Source organism: Vibrio sp. 1978 (genome assembly GCF_033344345.1).
In genome coordinates, this window is record NZ_JAWPOP010000844.1 from 1 (window position 1) to 560 (window position 560).

Sequence of the window (560 nt, forward strand, 5' to 3'; positions counted from 1 at the left end):
TTTATGGGATTGTTCGCCCCGCTGGCTATTCCACCGGTGGTGTTACCGTCGCTGATCATCGGTTTGGCATTGATGGCGGGGTTGGCGTTAAGTCACTTGCAGAAGAAAATATGAGGCCAGTTAGGCCTCATCTTGTAGAGCTAAAACCTTACGCCTACTGCATTGCCATTCTCGTCTTCAACGGGCAAATGGTAAGTATCAATAGTGTGACCTTGAAGCCAAATATATTGCGGCATCCAAAACGAGTACTTTCTTATAAGAGCCAATACTTCTTTTAACGGTTTGTTTGCATGAGACTCGGCAAGACGAAAGTACATGAATGAGCAATCATTTCGAAAGTACTCATGAAGCTCTGAATCTGATAGCGTTTCTTTTAGCGGCCTGTTTTGTTCGTCGTCATCATCATGGGAGTTGGCATAAATTTCAAATAGCTGCTTTTCAGTGAGCATCTCCAAGAAATGGTCTTCAATTAAAACCCCATCACTGGTATCGACATCCATACCATCTTTGACATCAAAAGCCATGACACATCCAGAAGATAACGCCACCTCTGATGGCTT

The 560-nt window shown here is 43.8% G+C and carries 1 protein-coding gene and 1 pseudogene; one reads left to right on the forward strand and one right to left on the reverse strand.

Annotated elements, in window-relative coordinates; all coding sequences use genetic code 11:
- A pseudogene (locus R8N49_RS29425) lies at positions 1-114 on the forward strand (conjugal transfer protein); the annotation flags it as partial.
- A 26-nt stretch (positions 115-140) separates the two neighbouring features.
- Here the strand turns inward: R8N49_RS29425 and R8N49_RS29430 are convergent.
- The coding region (locus tag R8N49_RS29430) for a plasmid-related protein (RefSeq protein WP_318190735.1) at positions 141-560 on the reverse strand (420 nt) is incomplete at its 5' end.